18 protein-coding genes and 1 pseudogene are annotated in these 16,647 nt (G+C 71.6%); 11 read left to right on the forward strand and 8 right to left on the reverse strand.

All coding sequences use genetic code 11. The features are described 5' to 3' along the window. Nucleotides 1-16 precede the first annotated feature (16 nt). Nucleotides 17-424: a sensor histidine kinase gene (locus SROS_RS12470; RefSeq protein ID WP_148269046.1), complete on the forward strand. Its 408-nt coding sequence runs from the start codon at nt 17-19 to the stop codon at nt 422-424. A 3-nt stretch (nt 425-427) separates the two neighbouring features. Here the strand turns inward: SROS_RS12470 and map are convergent, their stop codons facing one another. Then, on the reverse strand, nt 428-1,276 hold the full coding sequence (gene map / locus SROS_RS12475) for a type I methionyl aminopeptidase (RefSeq protein WP_012889292.1): 849 nt from the start codon (nt 1,274-1,276) through the stop codon (nt 428-430). 45 nt (nt 1,277-1,321) lie between these two features. Here map and SROS_RS12480 point away from each other — a divergent pair, with 45 nt between their 5' ends. Continuing rightward, nucleotides 1,322-1,504, forward strand: coding sequence for a hypothetical protein (locus tag SROS_RS12480; protein ID WP_012889293.1), 183 nt, complete (start codon nt 1,322-1,324; stop codon nt 1,502-1,504). A 73-nt stretch (nt 1,505-1,577) separates the two neighbouring features. Continuing rightward, nucleotides 1,578-1,793 (forward strand): annotated as a pseudogene (locus SROS_RS54395) (IS982 family transposase); the annotation flags it as partial. A 222-nt stretch (nt 1,794-2,015) separates the two neighbouring features. On the opposite strand, the gene SROS_RS12490 reads toward SROS_RS54395, so the two are convergent. The 4 genes from SROS_RS12490 to SROS_RS12505 all read right to left on the reverse strand — a co-directional run bounded on the left by SROS_RS12490 (nt 2,016) and on the right by SROS_RS12505 (nt 4,320). Beyond that, complete coding sequence (locus SROS_RS12490; RefSeq protein WP_012889294.1) at nt 2,016-2,906, reverse strand: hypothetical protein; 891 nt, start codon at nt 2,904-2,906, stop codon at nt 2,016-2,018. Next, nucleotides 2,899-3,258: a hypothetical protein gene (locus SROS_RS12495; RefSeq protein ID WP_148269048.1), complete on the reverse strand. Its 360-nt coding sequence runs from the start codon at nt 3,256-3,258 to the stop codon at nt 2,899-2,901. The genes SROS_RS12490 and SROS_RS12495 overlap by 8 nt, the downstream gene beginning before the upstream one ends. Nucleotides 3,259-3,394: 136 nt before the next feature. Further along, on the reverse strand, nt 3,395-4,054 hold the full coding sequence (locus SROS_RS12500; RefSeq protein ID WP_012889296.1) for a cyclase family protein: 660 nt from the start codon (nt 4,052-4,054) through the stop codon (nt 3,395-3,397). Further along, complete coding sequence (locus tag SROS_RS12505; protein WP_148269050.1) at nt 4,051-4,320, reverse strand: CBU_0592 family membrane protein; 270 nt, start codon at nt 4,318-4,320, stop codon at nt 4,051-4,053. Before SROS_RS12505 ends, SROS_RS12500 begins: the two co-directional genes overlap by 4 nt. 103 nt (nt 4,321-4,423) lie before the next feature. Here SROS_RS12505 and SROS_RS12510 point away from each other — a divergent pair, with 103 nt between their 5' ends. Continuing rightward, the gene (locus tag SROS_RS12510; protein WP_012889298.1) at nt 4,424-5,365 is read left to right on the forward strand and encodes a LysR family transcriptional regulator; all 942 of its coding nucleotides are present in this window, start codon (nt 4,424-4,426) and stop codon (nt 5,363-5,365) included. Between the two features lie 125 nt (nt 5,366-5,490). On the opposite strand, the gene SROS_RS12515 is transcribed toward SROS_RS12510, so the two are convergent. Next, complete coding sequence (locus tag SROS_RS12515; protein ID WP_012889299.1) at nt 5,491-6,069, reverse strand: hypothetical protein; 579 nt, start codon at nt 6,067-6,069, stop codon at nt 5,491-5,493. Nucleotides 6,070-6,195: 126 nt separating this feature from the next. Between SROS_RS12515 and npdG the strand changes: the two genes are divergently transcribed. Beyond that, nucleotides 6,196-6,861 (forward strand): NADPH-dependent F420 reductase, encoded by a 666-nt coding sequence (gene npdG, locus SROS_RS12520; protein WP_012889300.1) that lies wholly within the window; start codon nt 6,196-6,198, stop codon nt 6,859-6,861. Nucleotides 6,862-7,139: 278 nt separating this feature from the next. On the opposite strand, the gene SROS_RS12525 is transcribed toward npdG, so the two are convergent. After that, nucleotides 7,140-8,576, reverse strand: a complete 1,437-nt coding sequence (locus SROS_RS12525; RefSeq protein WP_012889301.1) for an aminotransferase-like domain-containing protein — start codon at nt 8,574-8,576, stop codon at nt 7,140-7,142. Nucleotides 8,577-8,638: 62 nt separating this feature from the next. On the opposite strand from SROS_RS12525, the gene SROS_RS12530 reads away from it, so the two are divergent. Genes SROS_RS12530 through SROS_RS12540 form a run of 3 tightly spaced genes read left to right on the forward strand, consistent with a single transcriptional unit; the run spans nt 8,639 to nt 11,802 of the window. Further along, nucleotides 8,639-9,811 (forward strand): trans-sulfuration enzyme family protein, encoded by a 1,173-nt coding sequence (locus tag SROS_RS12530; protein ID WP_012889302.1) that lies wholly within the window; start codon nt 8,639-8,641, stop codon nt 9,809-9,811. A 58-nt stretch (nt 9,812-9,869) separates the two neighbouring features. After that, nucleotides 9,870-10,877, forward strand: coding sequence for a DUF2278 family protein (locus tag SROS_RS12535; protein ID WP_012889303.1), 1,008 nt, complete (start codon nt 9,870-9,872; stop codon nt 10,875-10,877). A 13-nt stretch (nt 10,878-10,890) separates the two neighbouring features. Continuing rightward, nucleotides 10,891-11,802, forward strand: a complete 912-nt coding sequence (locus SROS_RS12540; protein WP_012889304.1) for a threonine/serine dehydratase — start codon at nt 10,891-10,893, stop codon at nt 11,800-11,802. 65 nt (nt 11,803-11,867) lie between these two features. On the opposite strand, the gene panB is transcribed toward SROS_RS12540, so the two are convergent. Beyond that, nucleotides 11,868-12,713, reverse strand: a complete 846-nt coding sequence (gene panB, locus SROS_RS12545) for a 3-methyl-2-oxobutanoate hydroxymethyltransferase (RefSeq protein WP_012889305.1) — start codon at nt 12,711-12,713, stop codon at nt 11,868-11,870. Between the two features lie 161 nt (nt 12,714-12,874). On the opposite strand from panB, the gene SROS_RS12550 reads away from it, so the two are divergent. The 3 genes from SROS_RS12550 (at nt 12,875) to SROS_RS12560 (ending at nt 16,405) form a co-directional block, all read left to right on the forward strand. Continuing rightward, the gene (locus SROS_RS12550; RefSeq protein ID WP_012889306.1) at nt 12,875-14,068 is read left to right on the forward strand and encodes an MFS transporter; all 1,194 of its coding nucleotides are present in this window, start codon (nt 12,875-12,877) and stop codon (nt 14,066-14,068) included. 149 nt (nt 14,069-14,217) lie between these two features. Then, nucleotides 14,218-15,780: an MFS transporter gene (locus tag SROS_RS12555; protein WP_012889307.1), complete on the forward strand. Its 1,563-nt coding sequence runs from the start codon at nt 14,218-14,220 to the stop codon at nt 15,778-15,780. A 7-nt stretch (nt 15,781-15,787) separates the two neighbouring features. After that, nucleotides 15,788-16,405: a TetR/AcrR family transcriptional regulator gene (locus SROS_RS12560; RefSeq protein WP_012889308.1), complete on the forward strand. Its 618-nt coding sequence runs from the start codon at nt 15,788-15,790 to the stop codon at nt 16,403-16,405. The last annotated feature ends 242 nt before the right edge of the window (nt 16,406-16,647 follow it).

Below are 16,647 nucleotides of genomic sequence, written 5' to 3' on the forward strand. Positions count from 1 at the left end.
TCAGGAAGGTTGATCAGTGTCCGAGGAAGTGCGCATGCGTGGCGGGCGGAGCCGGAGTCTGGCACAGGCCCTTGAGGAGCATCTCACCGAGTGGGCCGAGCGCACCGGGACCGTCGTCGAGATCTGGGCGCTGCCCGGCGGGGACGTCCCTCCCCGAGCGGCCAGGGCCGTTCTGGCCACGCTGGGCGAGGCCCTCTCCAACGTCGAGCGGCACAGCCGCGCGAACATCGTCTCCGTCGCCGTGACGCTGGGCGGGGGCGGGCTGCGCATGACGGTGAGCGACGACGGCGTCGGCTTCTCCGGCCCGGCCGCGGGCCGGGGGATCGCCGCCATGCGCGCCCACTTCGCCGACCTCGGAGGCACGCTCACCGTCAACGGTGTCGTGGGCGGGGGCACCACCGTGACCGCGGCGGCACCCCGTTAGCCCTCAGGGCAGCGTCAGGATCTCGTGGCCGGTGTCGGTCACCAGGATGGTGTGCTCGAACTGGGCGGTCCGCTTGCGGTCCTTGGTCACGGCGGTCCAGCCGTCGGGCCAGATGTCGTAGTCGATCGTGCCGAGGGTCAGCATGGGCTCGATGGTGAACGTCATGCCGGGCTCCAGGGTGACCGCCAGCGACGGGTCGTCGTAGTGCGGGACGATCAGGCCGGAGTGGAACGTGGTGCCGATGCCGTGGCCGGTGAAGTCGCGGATCACGCCGTAGCCGAACCGCTTGGCGTAGGCCTCGATGATGCGGCCGGCCACGTTGAGCTGGCGGCCGGGCGCGACGGCCTTGATGGCCCGGTTGGTGGCCTCGCGGGTGCGCTCGACCAGCAGGCGTGACTCCTCGTCCACGTCGCCGACCAGGAAGGTGGCGTCGGTGTCGCCGTGCACGCCGCCGATGAAGGCGGTGATGTCGACGTTGACGATGTCGCCGTCGCGCAGCACCGTGTCGTCCGGGATGCCGTGGCAGATCACCTCGTTGATCGAGGTGCACAGCGACTTGGGATAGCCCCGGTAGCCGAGCGTGCTGGGGTAGGCCCCGTGGTCGCAGAGGAACTCGTGGCCGATCCGGTCGAGCTCGTCGGTGGTGACGCCGGGCGCCACGTGCCTGCCGACCTCTTCGAGCGCCTGGCCGGCCAGCTTGCCGGCGATCCGCATCCGCTCGATGATCTCGGGTGTCTTGACGTCGGGCTCGCCGGTCTTCGGGGATTTCTTCCCGACATACTCCGGCCGCTCGATGCCGGCGGGGACCTTGCGGATGGGCGAGATCCGCCCGGGCTGGAGCAGTGTCGTCATGGTCCCCCAGTCTAGTTGTGCTTCCCAGTGGGCAGTATTGCCGTCATGAGTGATCAGTGGTGGTTCTGTCTGAAGCACATGGCGGTCGAGCCCGACGAGGGGTGCCCGAACAAGGACCGGCTGGGCCCCTACGAGACCCGGGAGGCCGCCGTCAACGCGCTGAAGACGGCGGCCGAGCGCAACGAGGCGTGGAAGGAGGAGGACAAGACCTGGAACGGGGACGAGTAGACGATTGAGTCCAAGGGGTGGCGGCACAGAGACATGGCCGCGGAGATAGCACGAGGGTGTCCACGCTCGGTTTGTGACGACCGAGATAGACACCCTCGCAACCGCACTCCAGGTGCATGTGGACGATCTACTGAAGGCTTCGCCGGACCTGGGCCCGTGGCGGCCGAGGATCGGCCTGGCCCCGAAGCTGAGCGATGCCGAACCGGTCACCCTCGCGGTGATGTCGGCCCTGCTCGGGTTCACCTCCGAGCGGCGCCGGCTGCTGCGCCAGTCACTCCCGCTGTTTCCGGGGGTTGCGGCTGCACTTGTTGTGCACGCTGGACGGGCTGCCGGTGGCGTCTCGGGAGAGGCGGCGGATGGCCTGGGCGAGGTCGGCCGCGCCGGTCAGGTGCAGGGCGCCGATGGCGAGGTTGGGTAGGGCGGCCATGTTGCGGGGGGGGGGCAACCACGCGGCTGCCACCTCCGCGAACCGGACATCGGGCTCGTCAACGCCACTATGCCGAGGCCCTGCCTAGATCCCGAGGACTGTGCGGATGACGTCGCGATCTTTCTCCTTCTCCGCCATGGAAAGCAGTTCGTAGGGGCGGCGCTGTTCCTCGCTGGCCCAGGAACCGTTGCGGGTGAGCCACCTGTCGTGCACTACCGAACTCGCCTCCTCCATGAACCGCTCGCTCCGGACGTTCACGCCGCTCGCACGCGCCTCGTCGACGAGCTGGACACCGATGCGCGCGGACTCCCGGTTCTCGTGCTGCCAGTCGGCGGGCAGGGAGCGGTAGCGGGTGTTGGCAATGTCGACCTGATCGGTGCCGTGCTTCTTGATCCAGGCTGAGTCCGTGGTGGCCTTCACCCTGGGTTCGTAGGTGTTGTCGGAAAGCTTGCGTGGCTCACGCCATCTGTCGTGGAAGCGGCTGGCGATCTTGTCGACCCTGCGGTTGGTCAAGGTCGTGGACATGCCTCGCATCAGTGCGCCGATGCGGGCGATGATCTCACGCAACCTGAGCGAGAATCTGGCGGCCAGCGCTCTCAGCCTGGGCAGGAGCTGAGGCGCGTGTACGACGGCTGCGACGGCGAGCAGTCCCAACCCGGCCAGCGATCCGCCGACCCAGACCAGTACGCCTCTGGTGGACCGCAGGGTGCCGGCGGTGACCGACAGGCGGTGGGCGAGGTCCTCAGCGGTGGCGGCGGTTCCGTCGCGGCCGGTCACGTGAGCGTTCGCCGCGTCGGCGGCCGGACCGCTGTTCGCCGAGGCGAGCCGGAGGACTTGCCTGCTCTCGGTGGCAAGTGCCTGGTGACGTGCGGCGGCCTCGTCCAGTTCGGTGATGTGCCGATCGATGGCATCCAGGTCAGGCAGGGGCGGGACACCCAGCAACGCCAGCCCGCTTGCTACGGCCTGCTCAGTCACGCGTGCCCGCCGTCGCGCGTGAGCTGTCGGTGAGCGTGCCGTTGGCGAGTTCGGTTCCCATGTTGACCACCGCCATGGCGATCTGTCCGGCTCCGGCGTGATCGAGCGAGCCGGCGAGCTGTTCGCACGAGGCGTGGAGACTTGCCGTGAGCTCGCGGTAGCCGGCGGCGAATTCCTCGTACGGCAATGGCGCCTCGTCGGCGAAGCGCAGCCCATTGACGTACGCCGTATGTTCGCCGGCCAGTCTGCTCATCGCCCTGCCGGAGGAGTCACGCCCGTCCGCGTCGATCGTGATTCCGGTTGTGCACCCGGTCATCCCGCGATCCTCTTGAGAGCATCCCAGTTCGTTCAAGGGGCACCTCCTTTCAGCATGATCGCAGCGAGTGTAGACGAGCGAAGAGTCGCAGTCGATGGCGGGTGGCGGAGGTGCAGGGTTGCGGATGCATGACCTCTCCGGCCGGGCGGCCGCCTCGGCTCCCCGCCGGCGCTCACCCGTCCACGACCGCGTAGGCGCGGACCGGGAAGGTGCCCATGCCCGCCACCATCGGCGGGGTGGCGTGGAAGCGGAACCCCGTGTCGGGGAGCGCGGCCAGGCCGGTCATGTGCTCCACGATCGGGATGCCCGCGCCGAGCAGGAGCGTGTGCGCGGGACGTTCGCCGTGGGGCGGGGTGTCGTCGATGTTCAGCGTGTCGATCCCGACGAGCGCCGCGCCCTGGGCCACGAGCCACTCGGCGGCCCCGGCTTCGAGGTAGGGGTGGCCGTGGAAGTAGTCCTCGGTGCCGAAGTGCCGGTCCCAGCCGGTCTGGACGAGCACGGCCCTGCCGCGCACGTCGCATCCGGCGAACCGGTCGCGGCCCACCGAGCGCAGGCCCTCGGCCCGCACGACCACTCCGGGCAGGTCGGCGATCGCCTCCAGCGGCACCCCGGACAGGTCGGGGCCGTCCGGGTAGCGGTGGTACGGGGTGTCCAGGTAGGTGCCGGTGTTGGCGACCAGCTCGATGCTGCCGATGTGGAACTCGGTGCCGGGGGCGTAGACCTCGCGCGAGGCCTCCCTGGTCAGGTGCGCGCCGAGCCGCGGCCCGGGGATGCCCGGATAGGTGAGCATGCCTTCGGTGATGCGGTGGCTCAGTTCGACCAGCCGGGTCATGGGACGTTCACCGTCTTCTTCCTGGTCCGGGCCATGACCATCCTGGCGACGGCCACCAGGCCGATCACGCCCCAGACGACGTTGAGGATCGCCGAGGGCCACGCCGAGTGGTAGGCCGTATTGATCATCAAGGCGATCGCCCCGACGAGATTGATCGTCTGGTACGGCATGCCGTCACCGGCCATCCGGGAGAGGGACACCATCGCGTAGCCGTACAGCATGACACCTGCGCCGATCCAGCCGAGCGCGTTGATCAGGAGGGGCACCGGATCACACGCCGGTGCGGAGGGTGCGCATGTCCCCATGATCCCGGCCCTCGTCCCTGAAGGGCAAATAAAGTCTCCTTAACATCCACGTAAGCTCTGCTGCATGGAAATCGATCCCCGGCGCCTCCGGGTACTCCATGAGGTCGCACGCCGCGGTGGCGTCGTGCGCGCGGCCGAGGCGCTGCACCTGACCGCCTCGGCGGTCTCCCAGCAGCTCGCGCTCCTGGAACGGGAGGTCGGGCTCGCGCTCGTCGACCGGTCGCAGCGCCGGATCGCGCTCACTCCGGCGGGGCGGGTCCTCGCCGGATACGCCGAGCGGGTCGAGGAGGAGCTGACCGAGGCGAAACGGGAGCTGACCCGGTTCTCGGAGCTGCTGGCCGGGCCGGTGTCGATCGCGGCGTTCCCCACCGTCATCAGGCATCTGCTGGTGCCGGCGCTGGGCACGCTGGCCGAGCGCCATCCCGAGATCAGGCCGCGCATCCACGAGCTGTACGGCCCGCCCGCGCTGCAGGAGCTCCGCCTCGGCGGCATCGATCTGGCCATCACCGAGCAGGACGCCGACAAGCCCGTCCCGGTGCGGCCCTCGATCGTCTCCCATCCCCTCCACGTGGACGAGTACCGCATCGTGGTGCCGCCGAGCTGGGCGGAGATCCCGCGTGGCGTCGCGGAGCTGGGCGGCGTGCCCTGGGTGGCGGGACCGGCCGACCAGGCGTGCGGGCACGCGCTGGAACGGCTGGCCGCCCTGTACGGGTTCACCCCGCACCGGGCGCACGTGATCGAGGAGTTCCCGCCCACCCTCGCCCTGGTCGCGGCGGGGCACGGGGTGGCGATCGTGCCGTCGCTGGCCCTGCTGGACGTCCCGGCGGGAGAGGTCGTGGTCACCGACATCACCGGTGTGGGCGCCCGCCGCCTGGACGCCGTCACCCGTGTCAGCCGTACCCGGTCGGGAGAGCCCGGCCCGGTGCAGGCGGTGGTCATCGCCGCGCTGAGGGAGGCCGCGGAGGGGCTCGTCGCACGGCTCGGGGAGCGCTACGAGGTCCGCTGACCCGAGGGTCCCCCGGTGGTGCCCGGATCGGGCGGCTGCCCGCCGAGGCTGGTCCGGTGGTGTGCGGGCCGGGCGGCTGCCCGCCGGGGCTGATCCGGTGGTGCGCGGGCGGGCGCGGGCTCCGGTCAGTCGGTGACCTGGGGGCCGCTGACCCGCTCCAGCAGCCTGGCCAGCCGGTCGCGCAGGCCGGGACGCCGCTCCACCTGGCCCGCCGCCATGCTGACCAGGTGCTGGGCCCCGTCGAAGGAGAGCGGGGCCCGGCCGGGGACCGTCAGCGCGTCGTGGGCCAGCCCCTCCAGCTCGGGGTCGCCGCCGTTCAGGGCCAGGATCGTGGCGCCGGTGCGCCGGGCGTCGCTCACCCGTTCCAGCAGGGGCTCGGGGGCCCGCTCCTCGGTCACCACGAACAGCGTCTCGCCCCGCCGGGCCCGCTCGATCCGCTCCAGCCCGATCCGCAGGTGCGCGGGCCCGTCCGGGGCGGGCGCCCAGCGCACCAGCGTGGGGGCGAGCTGGGGCAGCCCGGCGAGCCGGGCCTCGTCGCTGAGATGCGCGGTCAGATGCCAGGGCTCCTCCTCGGGGGTGCCGACCACCAGCAGGCCTCCCGGGGACCGCGTCGCCCGCAGGGCGAGACCGAACTCGCGAGTGCGCTCCACCCAGCCGGTGGAGTCGAGGATCTCGCGTAGAAGTGCCACCGACCGAGCGTCCATGTGCCCATGCTGCCTCAGTCGCCTCCGGTTGTTCCCGTGAACACGGGCCCTGGCATGATCTGAGCATGTCGTGGAGCCGGGTCGGCCCGGCGCCGACCTGCCCGGAACAACGCCGAGGAGTGACGAGTGAGCACTGACAATCTGGACGTGAGCGGAATCTCGATCGGGATCCTGGGCGGTACCGGCGATCAGGGCAAGGGGCTGGCCAGGCGTTTCGCCATGGCGGGACACACCGTGCTGATCGGTTCGCGCAGCGCGGAACGGGCCCGGGAGGCGGCGGCGGGCCTCGGGCTGCCGGCGCGCGGTGCCGACAACGCGACCGTGGCCGCCGAGGCGGACGTGGTGATCGTGGCGATCCCGTGGGAGGGCCACAGGTCCACCCTGGAGTCCCTGCGGGCCGAGCTGGCCGGCAAGATCGTCATCGACTGCGTCAATCCGCTGGGCTTCGACAAGCAGGGCGCCTACGCGCTGGCCGTCGAGGAGGGCAGCGCCGCCCAGCAGGCGGCCGCGGTGCTCCCGGACAGCCGCGTCGTCGCCGCCTTCCATCATGTCTCGGCCGTCCTGCTGCTGGACCCCGAGGTCGCCGAGGTCGACCTGGACGTGCTCGTCCTGGGCGACGACCGCGAGGCCACCGACACGGTCCAGGCGCTCGCCGGCCAGATCTCCGGCGTCCGCGGCGTGTACGCCGGCCGCCTGCGCAACGCCCACCAGGTCGAGGCGCTGACCGCCAACCTCATCTCCGTCAACCGCCGCTACAAGGCCCACGCCGGGCTCCGCGTCACCGACGTCTAGCGCCTCCATGTTCTGGATCCATCCGACGTCCTCGGCGATCCGGACGGCGTCGATCTTGTTGCGGGCGCCGGTCTTGGCGATGGCGCCGGTCAGGTGGTTGCGCACCGTCCCGGTGGAGAGATGCGGCCCTCCGGCGATCTCCTCCGCCGGAGCCCTTTTCGCGGCCTCCCTGAACGCGGTGGCCTCGCGGGAGGTCGGCGGGCTCGCGCCATCGCTGTCATGCCTCCGATCCCGGAGACCGGTGGCGCCCGGCGGCAGTGAGGAATTCACGACTTCGCTCAGACGAGGAGGGCACGCAGGGTGTGGGGGCGGAAGGTGCCGTCGTAGTCGCGCCAGGCGGAGGCGAGCCTGGCCACCGATTCGGTGAGCGTCTCCTCGGAGAACAGGAACGGCAGCCGCAGGTGGTCGCCGTGTCCGCCCGACGGGTCGAAGGAGCGGCCCGGAGCCACCGCCACCCCGTGGCGGAGGGCCACCTGGGCGAAGGCGTCGGCGTCACCGTGCGGCAGCCGTACCCAGATCGTCTGCCCGCCGAGCGCGGGCTCGGCGGTCCAGGCGGGCAGTTCCCGGACCAGCTCGGCGCGGAGATGGTCGTGGCGTCGCCGGAGGACCCCGACGTGGTCGCGGCGGAGCTCGTCGACCCGGGAGAGCAGCCAGGCGGAGGCGAGCTGGGCGAGCACGTCGCCGCCGAGGTCGTGGATGGCCCGCAGCCGGGCCAGCCGCGAGATCAGCGGCGGCGCCGCGCGGATCCAGCCGACGCGCAGGCCGCCCCAGACCAGCTTGCTCAGAGAGCCGACCGTGATGAGCCGCCCCGGCGTCCCGTAGGAGGCCAGCGGGGGCGGCGGCTCGCCGGAGAAGAAGAGCTCGGCGGGGACCTCGTCCTCGACGATCGGCACACCGTGTTCGGCGGCGAGCCGCACCAGGCGGCGCCGGGTCAGCGCGGGCATGACCCCGCCGGTCGGGTTCTGGCCGGTCGGGACGGCATAGCCCAGGACCGGCCGGTCCGCCAGCGCCGCGCAGAACTCCTCGGCGTCGGCGGCCGCGCGGAACAGGGCGGCGGCGTCCCGGAACGCCTCCAGCGCGCCGGGGTAGGTGGGGGCCTCGGTCAGCACGGTGTCCCCCGGGGACACCAGCAGTTTCGCGAGCAGGGTCAGTGCCTGCTGCGCGCCGTTGGTGACCAGGATCTCCCCGGCGGTGGTGGGCACGCCGCGTGCCCGGTAGTAGGAGGCGAGCGTCTCGCGCAGCTCCGGATGCCCGGCGGGGTGGTAGCCGATGTCGTGCCGGACCCGTGCCAGCCGGGCCGCCGCCTCCTGGTAGGCCTCGATCAGCACCGGGGGAGGGCTGTCCGGCGCGGCGCAGGTCAGCAGGATGACGCCGTCCGGCGGGGCCAGCAGGTGCAGCAGCAGGGGGCTGACCACGCCGTCGGCGGAGAGGTTGCGGAGGGCGGGCGGATCGGCGCTGCAGACCCGGGTGCCGCTGCCCTGCCGGCGCACCACCTTGCCCTCCTGCTGGAGCAGGTCGTAGGCCGCGACCACGGTGCCCCGTCCCACCGCGAGCCACCGCGCGAAGGTCCGGTCGGGCGGCAGCACGGTGTCGGGAGGCAGCTCGCCGTCGTCGATCAGGGCGCGCAGCCGTACGGCCAGCAGGAGGTAGAGGGGGCCTCGGCCGGACGACCAGCGTCCGAGCTTGGCGAGCAGTTGCTCGGAATTGGCTCGCATGATGAACCAATATTGCCTGATTGGCTCTGATAAGTAACCTGTGAATCGGACATTCTTAACGCATGACTGAACTCCGTCCGGAAACCCGGGCCGTCCACCTCCCCCAGCCGCAGCTCGACGGCAGCCGTCCGATCACGGTGCCGCTCTACCAGACCTCCGGCTTCGTCTTCGACGACCCGGCCGTCTTCGCCGACGGGATGGGCCGTCCCGACGGCCCCTTCGTCTACGGGCGGCTGTCGAACCCGACGGTCCGGTCGCTGGAGGAGGCCGTCTCGGGGCTGGAGGGCGGCGTCGGCGCGGTCGCCACCGGCTCGGGCATGGGGGCCATCAACTCCGTGCTGCTCGGCCTGCTCAAGCCCGGCGACCACCTGATCGCGCAGAAGCCGCTCTACGGCGGCACCGCCGCGATGATCAACGATCTGGTCGCGCGGTTCCAGATCACGGTCTCCTACGTGCCCGAAGCCGACCCGGCGGCGCTGCGCGCGGCCGTGCGGCCGGAGACCAGGCTGGTCTACCTGGAGACCATCGCCAACCCGGTCACCCAGGTCGCCGACCTGCCGGGGATGTGCGCGGCGGCCCGCGAGGCCGGGCTGGTCTCGGTGGTGGACAACACCTTCGCCTCGCCGATCCTGTGCCGCCCGCTGGAGCACGGCGCCGACATCGTCGTCCACTCCACGACCAAGTATCTGAGCGGGCACACCGACGTGGTCGGAGGCATCGCGGTCTTCGCCTCCGAGGAGCTCTACCGGAAGGTGTGGCACTTCGCGGTCGAGCTGGGCGCCACCGCCGACCCGTTCGCCGCCTGGCTCACCTTGCGCGGCCTGCAGACCCTGCCGCTGCGGATGGAGCGCCACTGCTCCAACGCCCGCGAACTCGCCCTCCGCCTGGACAACCACCCGGCGGTGTCGGCCGTGCACTGGCCGGGCCTGCCCTCCCACCCCTCGCACGAGCTGGCCGCGAAGCTGCTGCCGGACTTCGGCGGAGTCTTCTCCTTCGACCTGGCCGGCGGGCGCGCGGCGGGGGAGCGGTTCATGAGCGCGGTACGGCTGGCGCTGCTGGCCCCGTCGCTCGGCGGCGTCGAGACGCTCATCCTGCACCCGGCGACCACCTCCCACCGCTCGCTGACGGCCGAGGAGCTCGGCCGCCACGGGATCGGTGAGGGCACGGTCCGGGTCGCGGTGGGCATCGAGCACGTCGAGGATCTCTGGGCCGATTTCGCTCAGGCGCTTTCCTGATTTTTCGGGGAATGCCACTGTGTAATCCGGAAAGTCAGCCTTTTCGGAAGGTGGATCTATGCCGCTGAAGAGCTACGGGGTCCTCGCGGGGCGGGCCGTGGACAGACGGCGCGAAGGCGGCGCCGGCACCCCCCACTACCAGATCCACCTCGTCGACGAGGAGGGAGTCTCCTACCGGGTCGCCGTCAACGTCAAGTCCCAGCAGGCACCCTCCGAGCTGCTCCACCTCGTCGACGAGGACTTCCGGCACCCCGTGACCCAGGCTCTCCCCCAGGCCGCCGGAGGGTGGACGGCGCTGCCGTCCCGTGCCGGCGGCGCGGCCCTCGACTACATCCGGGGCAACCTGTTCGACCCCGCCGCGATGCGTCCGCTCCCGCCCGACCTGCCGGGGGTGGACAACGACCTGGCGGACAGGCTCGACCACTACGTCCAGCGGGCGATCGCCGACCCCGGGGCGCTCGTCTACGCCTTCGGCGAGCGCTGGGGCCCCGAACCGGCGACCCCTGACAAGATCTTCGGATTCCGGCCGGGCAACGGCGTCCATGACATCCATATGAACCAGGGCAACTCCGAGCGCTTCCGCGGCGACGACGGCGTATGGCAGGACGGCGGACTGCTCCTGTCCCTCCCCGCCGAATCCCGCTGGATCGCGATCTTCCTGGCCTTCCAGTCACAGGCCTGGCACACCGACGACACCACGGGGCACACCCTGGAGGGCGCTCCCGAGCGGCCGGGCACCGGGGAGGAGCCCGTCCGCGTCCTCGCCGCGCTGGTCAACCCCGCCGGGCCCGCACCCGAGCACGAGGTCGTCACCCTCCTGAACGCCTCCCCGGAACCGGTCGACCTCACCGGGTGGCGCCTGGCCGACCGGCAGAAGAACACCTTCCCGCTGCCGGCCGGCCCGCTGGCCCCCGGCGCGACGCTCGCGCTCGCCGTAGCCGCGCCGTTCGCGCTGGGCAACGGCGGAGGCGTGATCACCCTGCTCGACGTCGCCGGGCTGAAGGTCCACGGAGTCTCCTACACTGCGGCGCAGGGCCGCCGGGAGGGCTGGACGGTCACCTTCTGAGAAGGGTGTCGGCGTGGACGTGTCGGTCGGGGATGTGCGGGAGGCCGCCGGGCGGATCGCGGGGTACGTTCGCCGTACTCCGGTGATGGAGGTGTCGCCCGGACTGCTGCTGAAGCTGGAGGGGATGCAGCACTCGGGGTCGTTCAAGGTCAGGGGCGGCTTCAACCGGGTCCTGACCGCCGGGGAGCTGCCCGAGGCGGGGGTGATCGCGGCGAGCGGCGGCAACCACGGCCTGGCGGTGGCGTACGTGGCGCGGGCCCTCGGCGTGCGAGCCGAGATCTTCGTGCCGACGGTGTCCAGCCCCGTGAAGGTGGCCGGGCTGCGCGCGCTGGGCGCGGAGGTGACCCAGACCGGGGCCGTCTACGCCGAGGCGTACGAGGCGTCGGTCAAGCGGGCGGCGGAGAGCGGCGCCCTGGAGATCCACGCCTACGACCAGGCCGAGGTGGTCGCCGGGCAGGGCACGGTCGGGCTGGAGGTGCTGGAGCAGACCGGGGGAGTGGACACCGTCCTCGTCGCGGTCGGCGGCGGCGGGCTCGTCGCCGGGATCACCGCCGCGGTCGCGGGAAGGGCACGCGTGGTCGCCGTCGAGCCCGAGCTCATCCCGACCCTGCACCGGGCGCTGGAGGCCGGGGGCCCGGTGCGGGTGGAGGTCTCCGGGGTGGGAGCCGACGCCCTGGGCGCCAGCCGGATCGGCGCGATCGGCTACGCCGTCACCGCCGCCGCGGGAGTCCGCAGCGTCCTGGTGTCCGACGAGGCCATCGTCGAGGCCCGGCGGGAGATGTGGCGGTCCTACCGGATAGCCGCCGAGCACGCGGGGGCCGCGGCCTTCGCCGCCCTCCGTTCGGGCGCCTACACCCCGGCCCCCGATGAGCGGGTGGCCGTGATCGTCTGCGGCGCCAACACCGACCCGGCGACCCTGCTCTGAGCGTGCCGGCGCCCCGGCGCCTCCGGGGAACTCCCGGAGGCGCCGGGGCGCGGGGTGACGGTGCGTCAGTGGTAGCTGTGCTCGGGGGCAGGGAAGGCTCCGGTGGTCACCTCGTCGGCGAAGTCACGGACGGCCCTGTCCATCTCCCCGGCCAGGTCGAAGTACTTCTTGACGAACTTGGCGGGGTGCGGGGTCAGGCCCATCAGGTCCTGCCAGACCAGGACCTGGGCGTCGGTGGCGGGGCCGGCGCCGATGCCGATGGTGGGGATCGACAGGGACGCGGTGACCCGCTCGGCCAGCTCGGCGGGGACGCACTCCAGCACCACGGAGAAGGCGCCGGCGTACTCCAGGTCCTTGGCGTCGGCCATGAGCTCGTCGCCCGACTGGCCGCGGCCCTGCACCCGGTAGCCGCCGAAGGCGTTGACCGACTGGGGGGTCAGGCCGAGGTGGGCCATGACCGGGATGCCGGCCGAGACCAGGGCCTCGACCTGGGGGAGCACCCGCCGGCCGCCCTCCAGCTTGACCGCGTGGGCGCCCGCCTCCTTCATGAAGCGGGCGGCCGTCTCCAGCGCCTGCTGCGGTGAGGACTGGTAGGAGCCGAACGGCAGGTCGGCGACCACCATCGCGCGCGACGAGCCGCGTACCACGGCGGCCGTCAGCGGCATGAGGTCGTCCACCGAGACCGGCAGCGTCGAGTCGTAGCCGTACACGACCATGGCGGCCGAGTCGCCGACGAGCAGCACCGGGATACCGGCCTCGTCGAAGACCCTGGCGGTCATCGCGTCGTACGCGGTGACCATCGGCCACTTCTCGCCGCGCTCCTTGGCGGCGGCGATGTCGCGGACGGTGATCCTTCGTCCTGCCTGGCCGCCGTAGAGGGAGGTCGGCCGGCTGGTGACGGAAGAGGACATAAAACCCTCCAGAAGAGTCTCGAGGCGCCCCAGTGGCGTCCCCGGACGTTTCCGATGATTGCACGCGGTCGCCTCGTTAAACACCCCCCGCCCCGGCGGTAATCCAGTGGCGGCGGTGTCAGTGCCATACGACACAATGCATGCGGAGGTAAGCAATCAAAATGGCTATAGAACCTTACCGTCGCCTGCTCGCCCTTCCGGGCGTACGGACGTTGCTGCTGGTGGGGCTGGTCGCCCGGGTCCCGTCGACGGCGATGGGCATCACGCTGACGCTGCACATCCGCAGCCTGGGTCTGGGGTGGCTGGCGGCGGGGGCGGTCGGCGCGGTCACCACGGTGGGGATGGCGGTCGGGTCGCCGCTGGCCGGGCGGTTCGTCGACAGGCACGGCCTCCGCCCGGTCCTGGCGGTGACCACCGTCGCGCAGCTCGCCTTCTGGTCCTGCGCCTGGGCGCTGCCCTACCCCGTGCTGCTGGTCGCCTCGGTGGTGGCCGGTCTGCTGGCCCTGCCGGTGTTCAGCGTGATCAGGCAGTGCCTGGCGGCCCTGGTCCCGGTCGAGCAGCGCAGGATCGGCTTCTCCCTCGACTCGATAATGGTCGAGCTGTCCTACATGGCCGGGCCCGCCCTCGGGGTGATGGGGATCACCGTGCTCGGCAGCGCGTGGACGATGTCCATCGTCGCGGTGGGGCTGACCTGCTCCGGCGCGGCGCTGATCCTGCTGAACCCGCCGACCCGCTCGGCCGAGGAGCTGGAGGCGCCGGCGGAGAAGGTCCTGAGGCGGCAGTGGCTGACCCCGGGGCTCATCGCGCTGCTCGGCACCGCCTCCGCGGCCACCTTCGTGCTGACCGCCTCCGAGCTCTCCCTGGTGGCGACCTTGGAGCACGCCGGAGACACGGCGTGGACCGGTCTGGCGATCGGGCTGTGGTGCGCCTACTCGCTGGTCGGCGGCTTCGTGTACGGCGGGCTGTCGCGCGGCTTCTCCCCGCTGGTCCTGGTCGGGGGGATGGGTGTGCTCACCATCCCGGTGGGGCTGGTGGGCGGCGACTGGCGGTGGCTGCTCGTCGCGCTGCTCCCGGCGGGGCTGCTGTGCGCCCCCGGGCTGTCGTCCACGGTCGAGACCCTCAGCCGCTGGGTCCCCGCGGGGGCCCGGGGGGAGGCGATGGGCCTGCACGGCACGGCGCTGCTCATCGGCGGCGCCTTATCCGCGCCGATCGCCGGAGCGGTCATCGACGGCGCCGGCCCCGGCTGGGCCTTCGCCCTCGCGGGACTGGTCGGCGCGGGGATGGTGCTGGTCGCGCTGCCGTTCTGGCGGCGGGTCCCGGCGCAGGCCGAGCAGCCCGTGACCGCCGCCGCCTGATCTCCCGTGTGAGCGTCACGTCCACATGCGTGTGAGCGTCACGGCCACATGAACGTCACGTAAATACGAAACGAGACGGTTGCGTATCGAAACAGCGAACGCTACGGTTGCGTTGCGAAACTTTAGCGTATCGAAAACGGGGACCCCCAATGGAACACCAGCTCGGCCATCCGCGGCGGTGGCAGGTTCTGGGAGTGCTGGTCTTCAGCCTCCTGGCGGTCGTGCTCGACAACACGATCCTCAACGTCGCCCTCAAGACGATCGCCGACCCCGTCGAGGGCCTGGGCGCCACCCAGAGCCAGATGGAGTGGGCGATCAACTCCTACACCCTCGTCTTCGCCGGCCTGCTGTTCACCTTCGGCGTCATCGGCGACCGGACCGGCCGCAAGCGCATGCTGATGATCGGCATGGTGCTCTTCGGTCTCGCCTCGCTGGCCAGCGCCTACTCCCAGGATCCCGGGCAGCTGATCGTGGCCCGGGCGTTCATGGGGATCGGCGGCGCCGCGATCATGCCGGCCACGCTGGCCATCATCTCCAACGTCTTCCCGCCCCAGGAGCGCGGCAAGGCGATCGGCATCTGGGCCGGCGGCGTCGGCATCGCCGTGGCGATCGGCCCGATCACCGGCGGCCTGCTCATCGAGCACTTCTGGTGGGGCTCGGTCTTCCTGATCAACCTGCCGATCGTGCTGGTCAGCATCGTGCTCATCACGCTGGTCGTGCCCGAGTCGCGTGACCCCAAGCCGTCCAAGCTCGACCCGGTCGGAGTGGTCCTGTCCATCGTGGGCCTGGTCGCCCTCACCTTCAGCATCATCCGGGCCGGCGAGCTGGCCACCGTCACCAGTGCGGAGGTGCTGGTCCCGGCGGTCCTCGGGGTGGCCGTGCTGGTCGCCTTCGTCTGGTACGAGCGCCGCATCGACCACCCGGCCTTCGACGTCACCTACTTCCGCGACCCCCGCTTCGCCATCGCGGTCGGCATGATCGGCATCGTGTTCTTCGCGATGATGGGCGCGATGTTCTTCCTGGTCTTCTACCTGCAGATCGTGCTGGGCTTCAGCGCGCTGCAGGCGGGCGCGCTGATGATCCCGTTCGCCGCCGCTCAGATCATCTTCGCCCCGCTCAGCCAGCAGATGGCCAGGCGCTTCGGCGGCAAGCTGACCGCCACGGTCAGCATGCTCGTCGTGGCCGCCGCGCTGGCCGCCTACGCGCTGATGGACCAGAACACCCCGGTGCTGGTGATCGAGATCGTCTTCTTCGTCCAGGGCGCGGCGATGGCCAACATCATGCCGCCCGCCACCACCACGATCATGGAGTCGCTCCCCCGGGAGAAGGCGGGCGTCGGCTCGGCCATGAGCAACACGGTCCGCCAGGTCGCGGGCGCGCTCGGCGTGGCCCTGCTCGGCTCGCTGCTCTCGGCGACCTACCGCGAGGAGATCGCCCCCGCGCTGACCGGCCTGCCCGAGCAGCTCAGGCACCTCGCGGGCGAGTCGCTGACCGGGACGCTCGGCGTGGCCGGCGGTCTCGGGGAGCGCGGTGCGGCGCTGATCGAGCCCGCCAAGCACGCCTTCATGGACGGCATGCACGTCACCGCCCTGGTGTCGGCCGCGATCGCGCTGCTCGGAGCCCTGATGGTGCTGAAGTGGCTGCCCGGCAAGAACAGCGCCCTTCCCCCCGTCGAGCACCTGGATCGCGGTAAGGAACCGGCAGTAGTGTAGGTGTGCGATGACCACGACTGATGAGACGCAGGCGGCCCGCCCGGCGGGCCGCCCCCGCAGCGCCAGGGCAGAGAAGGCGATCATCGACGCGACCCTCGACCTCATGGGCGAGGGCATGAGCCTCGCCGAGCTGTCGATCGAGGCGATCGCCGCCCGCGCCGGGGTGGGCAAGACCACCATCTACCGGCGCTGGTCCAGCAAGGAGGACCTGGTCGTCGACGCGCTGACGAAGCTCAAGTCGCCTCTTCCGGAGATGGGCGGCAGGTCGGTCCGCGAGGACCTGATCGCCTACCTGGAGGTCGTCCGGCGCGACGCCTGCGACGCGCGCAGCCGGTGTGTCCTGAACATCGCCATGAACGACGCCGAACGGCATCCGCGCCTGGTGGAGCGGATCCGGCAGGCCACGATCGAGCCGCGCAGGGTGGCGATAAGCGCCCTGCTGCAGCGGGGCATCGCGACGGGTGAGCTCCGCGCCGACCTCGACCTGCCCATCGCGATGGCGACGCTGGTCGGCACGGTGATGTGGTACGTCCGGAGTGCGGGGCTCGACGGGGTCGGCGAGCTCCCGGAGGACGCCGCCGAGCGGATCGTCGACCAGCTCCTGGCCGGCCTCGCCTCCCGCTGAGCCGCACCCCCTGCTGGTCCGCGTCTCCCGCTGGTCCGCGCCTTCCGCTGAGCCGCCTCTCCTGCTGGTCCGCGCCTTCCGCTGGTCCGCGCCCTCCCGCTGAGCCGCGTCTCCCGCTGGTCCGCGCCCTCTGCTGAGCCGCCTCTCCTGCTGAGCCGCGCCTTCTGCTGGTCCGCGCCTGCCCGGCGGCCGGCCGGATCCGGCGGCCGGTCCCGGGCTTCCTCCCCGGATCTTCGCCGTGG

Source organism: Streptosporangium roseum DSM 43021, assembly GCF_000024865.1.
Lineage (GTDB): Bacteria > Actinomycetota > Actinomycetes > Streptosporangiales > Streptosporangiaceae > Streptosporangium > Streptosporangium roseum.